This is a genomic window from Ruegeria sp. ANG10 (assembly GCF_040705255.1).
In the GTDB taxonomy this organism is placed as follows: domain Bacteria; phylum Pseudomonadota; class Alphaproteobacteria; order Rhodobacterales; family Rhodobacteraceae; genus Ruegeria.
Genome location: NZ_JBFCVU010000023.1, coordinates 1 through 6,567, shown reverse-complemented (window position 1 = coordinate 6,567; position 6,567 = coordinate 1). Strand labels below are relative to the sequence as shown.

4 protein-coding genes and 2 pseudogenes are annotated in these 6,567 nt (G+C 56.7%); all 6 read left to right on the top strand.

Annotated elements, in window-relative coordinates:
* Positions 1-679 (top strand): annotated as a pseudogene (locus tag AB1A64_RS22215) (aminotransferase); the annotation flags it as partial.
* 28 nt (positions 680-707) lie between these two features.
* Positions 708-1,904, top strand: coding sequence for a malate--CoA ligase subunit beta (locus AB1A64_RS22210; protein WP_366554331.1), 1,197 nt, complete (start codon positions 708-710; stop codon positions 1,902-1,904).
* Entirely contained in the window at positions 1,904-2,794 is an 891-nt protein-coding gene (sucD, locus tag AB1A64_RS22205; protein WP_058284113.1) for a succinate--CoA ligase subunit alpha, read from the top strand. Before AB1A64_RS22210 ends, sucD begins: the two co-directional genes overlap by 1 nt.
* Positions 2,794-3,765 carry a D-glycerate dehydrogenase gene (locus tag AB1A64_RS22200; protein WP_366554333.1) on the top strand — a complete coding sequence of 324 codons (972 nt, stop codon included), beginning with the start codon at positions 2,794-2,796 and terminating at the stop codon, positions 3,763-3,765. The genes sucD and AB1A64_RS22200 overlap by 1 nt, the downstream gene beginning before the upstream one ends.
* Positions 3,766-3,863: 98 nt before the next feature.
* Positions 3,864-6,395, top strand: coding sequence for a phosphoenolpyruvate carboxylase (locus tag AB1A64_RS22195; protein WP_366554329.1), 2,532 nt, complete (start codon positions 3,864-3,866; stop codon positions 6,393-6,395).
* A gap of 22 nt (positions 6,396-6,417) precedes the next feature.
* Positions 6,418-6,567: pseudogene (glyA, locus tag AB1A64_RS22190) on the top strand (serine hydroxymethyltransferase); the annotation flags it as partial.

Sequence of the window (6,567 nt, the reverse complement as noted above, 5' to 3'; positions counted from 1 at the left end):
TGACGCCGTTTCGTCTTTGGGTGTCGAGGATTTCCGGATCGATGACTATTCGGGGATCGCTGGCTGGGCCTCTTGTCCGCAAAAGGGCCTGTGCTGTTTGCCACTGACATACGCACCGGTCAGCTTTTCCAAAGGTTACATCGACAGCCTGAAATCAACGGGTGCCTATAGCTATGTCCACAATCCCATATTCGAGGCCCGCCATTGGGGTATCGTCGATGGACAGGATGTTGAGCGCGGTACGTATCACAGGACTCATTCCGGGTACGCCGTTGCGGCCTTCCATGAAGCCTTGCGCCTAACGCTAACGGAAGGGTTGGCCAAGCGGTCAGCCTCGTACCGCACCCATGAAAAGGTGCTGCGTAACGCCGTAACCGCGATGGGATGCGAAGTGACTTCGGATATGCCCAGTCTTTTGGTCCTCAACCTGCCGCCCGAGCTGGCCGGTCGCGAGATGGAACTGGTGCAGAATTGCCGGGCGCGTGGGTTCGGCATCTGGCCGACGCTTAGCACACCGGTGCAGATACGCATCGGTATCCTCAATCAACTCAATCGTCAGGCTATCAGCCAGATTATTCGTCTGTTTGCTGAAGCCATGCGTGAACTGGGCGGCAACGTCGATTTCGAAGAGATCGAGGCATTGCTCGAAAGCCGTTACGGCACGTCGATCGCTGCTTGAACGCACTGCATATACGGGAGGAATGCAGATGGACATTCATGAATATCAGGCGAAAGAGGTTCTTTCGAATTTTGGTGTCGCCATACCATCCGGCGCCTTGGCCTACAGCCCAGAACAGGCGGCCTATCGCGCCCGCGAACTGGGTGGAGACAAGTGGATTGTCAAGGCGCAGGTCCATGCGGGTGGCCGCGGTAAAGCGGGTGGCGTCAAACTGTGTAACAGTGAAAACGAGATTCACGTGGCTTGTGACGAGATGTTCGGCCGCAAGCTGGTGACCCATCAGACCGGACCGGAAGGCAAAGGCATCTATCGTGTCTATGTCGAGTCCGCTGTGCCGATTGATCGCGAGATCTATCTGGGTTTTGTTCTGGACCGCTCCAGCCAGCGGGTCATGATCGTAGCTTCCTCGGAAGGTGGAATGGAGATTGAAGAGATTTCCGCCGACCGCCCTGACAGCATCGTGCGCTCAATCGTGGAACCCGCCGTCGGGCTACAGGAATTCCAGGCGCGCGAGATAGCCTTCAATCTAGGCCTTGAGGCTCGTCTAGTTCAGCAAATGGTACGGACGTTGCAGGGTTGCTACGCCGCCTTCAGCGATCTGGACGCCACGATGGTTGAAATCAATCCGTTGGTTATCACTGGTGATGACCGGGTGCTGGCACTGGATGCGAAGATGAGTTTTGACGACAACGCATTGTTCCGTCACCCTCAGATTTCCGAACTGCGTGACAAAAGCCAGGAAGACCCGCGCGAAAGCCGCGCGGCGGACCGAGGTTTGTCTTATGTCGGCTTGGACGGAAACATCGGGTGCATCGTCAACGGTGCCGGGCTGGCTATGGCCACGATGGACACCATCAAATTGGCTGGCGGCGAGCCTGCGAACTTCCTCGACATTGGCGGTGGTGCCTCGCCGGAACGTGTCGCCAAGGCCTTCCGACTGGTTCTGTCCGACAAGAACGTTCAAGCGGTTTTGGTCAATATTTTTGCCGGTATTAACCGCTGCGACTGGGTTGCAGAAGGCGTCGTGCAGGCATTGCGTGAGTTGGAAATCGACATCCCCGTTATCGTGCGTCTTGCCGGGACGAATGTCGAAGAAGGTCAGAAGATTCTGGCCCAGTCCGGCCTGCCTATCATCCGTGCCACAACTCTAATGGAAGCCGCTGAACGGGCGGTGGGCGCATGGCAGAACGATCTGTCCCAAAACACCAAGGTGAGGGCTGTATAATGAGCATTCTTCTCGACCGCGACACCCGCGTCATCGTACAAGGCATCACTGGACGCATGGCGCGTTTTCATACCAAAGACATGCTGGCGTACGGCACCAATGTCGTCGGTGGTGTAGTTCCCGGCAAAGGTGGCGAAACCGTAGAAGGTGTGCCCGTTTTTGACACCGTGAAACAGGCTGTCGAGGCCACCGGCGCGGATGCAAGCCTTGTGTTCGTGCCCCCGCCCTTTGCTGCCGATTCAATCATGGAGGCCGCAGATGCAGGTATCCGCTATTGCGTGTGTATCACTGATGGCATCCCGGCGCAGGACATGATCCGCGTAAAGCGTTACATGTATCGCTATCCCAAGGACAAACGCATGGTGTTAACCGGCCCGAACTGTGCCGGAACGATCAGTCCCGGTAAGGCGCTGTTGGGTATCATGCCAGGTCACATTTACCTGCCTGGCAATGTCGGCATCATTGGCCGTTCGGGCACGCTGGGCTATGAGGCAGCAGCGCAGCTGAAAGAGCGCGGCATCGGTGTATCGACCAGCGTCGGCATCGGCGGAGACCCGATAAACGGTTCCTCGTTCCGAGACATTCTCGAGCGTTTTGAATGGGATGAGGACACTGAGGTTATCGCGATGATCGGCGAGATCGGCGGACCACAAGAGGCTGAAGCGGCAGAATACATCCGTGATCACATTTCAAAACCAGTCATTGCCTACGTTGCCGGACTGACCGCGCCAAAGGGCCGCACCATGGGCCATGCTGGTGCGATTATCTCGGCCTTTGGTGAAAGCGCCTCGGAGAAAGTCGAAATTTTATCCGCCGCCGGAGTGACAGTTGCCGAAAACCCTGCCGTAATCGGTGAAACCATTGCGCGCGTTATGGGAAAGGCTGCGTGATGGTTAAGCCTTCGGTTCTTGTCACTCGTCGTTGGCCTGCTGCGGTCGAAGCGCAGTTGGTCGAGAACTATAACGCGGTACTCAATACTAGGGACAAACCAATGTCCCCGACCGAAATCCGGCAGGCGCTGAAACACTATGACGCGGTTCTGCCCACCGTCACTGATACGCTCAGCGCTGAGGCATTTGATGTGCCCGGTGCACAAACCAAGATCATTGCCAATTATGGGGTTGGATACAGCCATATCTGCGAACCCTCAGCACGCGAACTTGGGATGACCGTGACCAACACTCCGGATGTCCTTTCCGAGTGTACGGCCGATCTGGCCATGACGTTGCTACTGATGGTTGCCCGCCGCGCTGGTGAAGGAGAACGGGAGCTGCGCGCAGGACACTGGACCGGATGGCGTCCGACCCATCTTATCGGAACCAAAGTTAGCGGCAAGACGCTGGGTATCATCGGCTTTGGCCGGATCGGTCAGGAAATGGCACGACGCGCGCATCACGGTTTTGGCATGAAGATCGTGGTTCAAAACCGTAGCCGTGTTTCACCGGATGTTCTGAAACTGTGCAACGCAACACAGGTTGAATCTGTGGACGATTTGCTTCCGCGCTGTGATTTTGTTTCGCTGCATTGCCCGGGCGGTGCAACCAACCGGCATCTGATCAACGCACGTCGTCTGGACTTGATGAAACCTGATGCATTTCTGATCAACACCGCGCGTGGTGAGGTGGTCGACGAGTTTGCCCTGATCCAGGCACTGATGTTCGACATGATTGGCGGAGCCGCACTGGATGTCTTTGACGGCGAACCGCGCATCAGCCCCGACCTGCTGCAAAGCGACAAACTTGTGATGCTGCCACACCTCGGCAGTGCCACGCGCGAATCCCGCGAAGCGATGGGGTTTCGCGTTCTCGACAACCTGAGTGATTTTTTTGCTGGCCGCACCCCGCGGGATCAGGTGATCTGATGCAAGCTCTGGCCCAAAATATTCAGTCCCCCCTGAACCGGTCAACGTATGCCGAAGAATTGCGCACGGAATTGCGAGCGTTGTGGCGGAACATATTGATGAAACGGGCGCCGCATGTAGCGACATGGGCCGAGTCTTCGCCGCTGCAGCCTATTCCCACCGGGCCCGAGGCGACTCCGTATTTGCAGGCCCTGTCGATCTGGTTCCAACTGTTGCGCATCATCAACGAAAACGCCGAAGTCAGAGATCGTCGCCTGACCGAGACCAATAGCGGCCCCGAAGCGGTCGAAGGCGGGTTTTCCGAGGTGTTGTCCGACCTGTCCTTGACGGACAGCCAAATGGAAAAACTGACCGCTGATCTTTGTACCGGCCCCACCCTGACCGCGCATCCAACCGAGGCCAAACGGGTCACTGTACTGGAAATCCACCGGCGGATTTATCGCAACCTTGTCGGCCTTGAAACGCAACGCTGGACCCCAACCGAGCGCGCCGAATTGTTGAAAGGCCTGGAAGGTGAGATCGATTTACTGTGGCTGACCGGTGAACTTCGCCTGACGCGCCCAAGCCTGCACGATGAGATCGAATGGGGTTTGCAATTCTTCCGGGACGCAATCTTTGACGCTGTCCCGCAAGTCGTGGATCGGTTCGACCAAGCTTGCTTGCATGTGCTGGGAAAGACCTTGAGCGAAACACCCGATATTCGCTTTCACAGCTGGATCGGGGGGGACAGAGACGGCAATCCGAATGTCACGACAGAGATGACCGCGCTGGCCTTGCAACGTGGACGCGAAACGGTTCTGGACCTTTACGGTCAAGCCCTTGAACAAGCGGCAGGCAGGCTGAGTATCAGCGCACTCATATTGCCACTGCCCGAGCCGCACAGGGCACGTGTACAAGAAATTGTCGACCGGGCTCCGGAAACTGGCCGCAATCAGAACGAACCGTTCCGGAAGGCTTTGGACGCTATACGCCATCGGCTGACAAATGACGGCTATAGCCACATTTCGCAATTCGTGAACGATCTTAACGCGCTTGATGCCGCTTTATGCGCGGTCAAAGCCGATATTCTGGCACAGCGGCATATCCGCCCGCTGCGCCGGGCAGCGGCAGTTTTTGGGTTCCGGACCACAACATTGGATATCCGCCAGAATTCGACTGTTACAACCGAGGTTCTGGCCGAAATATGGTCGCAGTTTGGACAAGCTCCGAAATATGGCACGCCAGAATGGTCTGCCCGATTGAGGGTCGAATTGGCGGATCAGAACTTGCCCTATCAAAATCGGGAAGCGCTGAGCGATCAGGCCCAAGAGCTCCTCGCCCTCCTGACACTTGTTTACAGCGTGCGATCGGGGCCGGACCCAAAGGCAATCGGACCATTCATCCTGTCAATGACCCGTTCTGCCGATGACATTCTCGGTGTCTATCTTCTGGCCCGGTACGCAGGATTCGGGTCCGAAACTCTGGATATTTCAGTGGTCCCACTTTTCGAGACGATTGCTGACCTGCGCAATGCCCCAGCGATATTGCTGGACGTTCTTGATGTTCCGCTTTCCCGCCGCAGCCTTAAAACCGAAGGTAACGTGATCGAGGTGATGCTGGGTTACTCAGATAGTGGCAAAGATGGTGGCTATTTCTGCTCAACCTGGGAATTGGAGCGCGCGCAACGAAGGATAGTCACAACACTGGCCTCGCAAGGTTTCAAGGCGACGTTTTTCCATGGCCGCGGCGGCTCTGTCAGCCGGGGCGGAGCACCTACAGGGCGCGCCATCGCCGCACAACCCAGCGGAACCATTGCCGGACGCTTGCGCGTTACTGAACAGGGCGAGGTTGTTTCGACCAAATATGCTAACCGCGGCACAGCTGCAGCGCATCTAGAATTACTGCTCTCAAGCACGCTTCGACATACGGCTAACCGCGGCGAAGCCCCATCGCGGCCCGAATTTGACGATGCGCTGGATGCGCTATCGGAACTGTCGCAAACAGCCTATGTATCGCTTCTGCAGATGCCGGGTTTTCTGGACTACTTCCAGCAGGCCAGCCCCGTCGAGGAACTTGCTCGCCTAAAAATCGGCTCCCGCCCGACCCGTCGGTTCGGCGCAGCCAGTCTCGATGATCTGCGGGCTATTCCATGGGTTTTTGCGTGGTCGCAGAACCGCCACCTGATTACTGGTTGGTACGGGTTTGGTGCAGCCATGGCCAGCTTTCGCAAGTTCCGAGGTTCGCGCGGTGACGAAGATTTGCAAGAAATGTTTCAAAAATCTCGCCTGTTCCGCCTCGCTGTCGATGAGATGGAGAAATCGCTCTATCAGGCTGATATGGGCATCGCCACGCAATACGGCGAACTGGTACGCGATGAGTATATTCGCCAAAGCATCTCTCAGGCGATCAAAACAGAATTCGATAACGCCTGCAGCGCTGTGCAGTTTCTGACTGGCGGTCAGACCATCGGTCACCGTTTTCCCCGGCTGTGCGAACGATTTGATCGCAAACGGGCGGAGCTGGCTCGCATTCACGCATTGCAAGTCGAACTGCTGCAACAAGCCCGAAACAAATCGCAAGCAGGATCAGTCCCTGTACCGCTACTGCAATCCATGAACGCTATTTCTGCTGGCCTTGGCTGGACCGGCTAACCAATTTCAGGAGCTTTGCGCCGTGAATGTCCCGCATCGTACAGACGGTTTTTTCACCCAATCCCTATCCGACCGTGACCCTGAGTTGTTTGGCTCGATCACATCTGAGCTGGGCCGCCAGCGCGATGAGATCGAGTTGATCGCGTCCGAGAACATCGTCTCTGCCGCCGTG

Coding starts and splice junctions, on each gene's coding strand:
- AB1A64_RS22210 (WP_366554331.1), top strand. CDS start 708: ATGGACATTCATGAATATCAGGCGAAAGAGGTTCTTTCGAATTTTGGT.
- sucD (WP_058284113.1), top strand. CDS start 1,904: ATGAGCATTCTTCTCGACCGCGACACCCGCGTCATCGTACAAGGCATC.
- AB1A64_RS22200 (WP_366554333.1), top strand. CDS start 2,794: ATGGTTAAGCCTTCGGTTCTTGTCACTCGTCGTTGGCCTGCTGCGGTC.
- AB1A64_RS22195 (WP_366554329.1), top strand. CDS start 3,864: ATGAAACGGGCGCCGCATGTAGCGACATGGGCCGAGTCTTCGCCGCTG.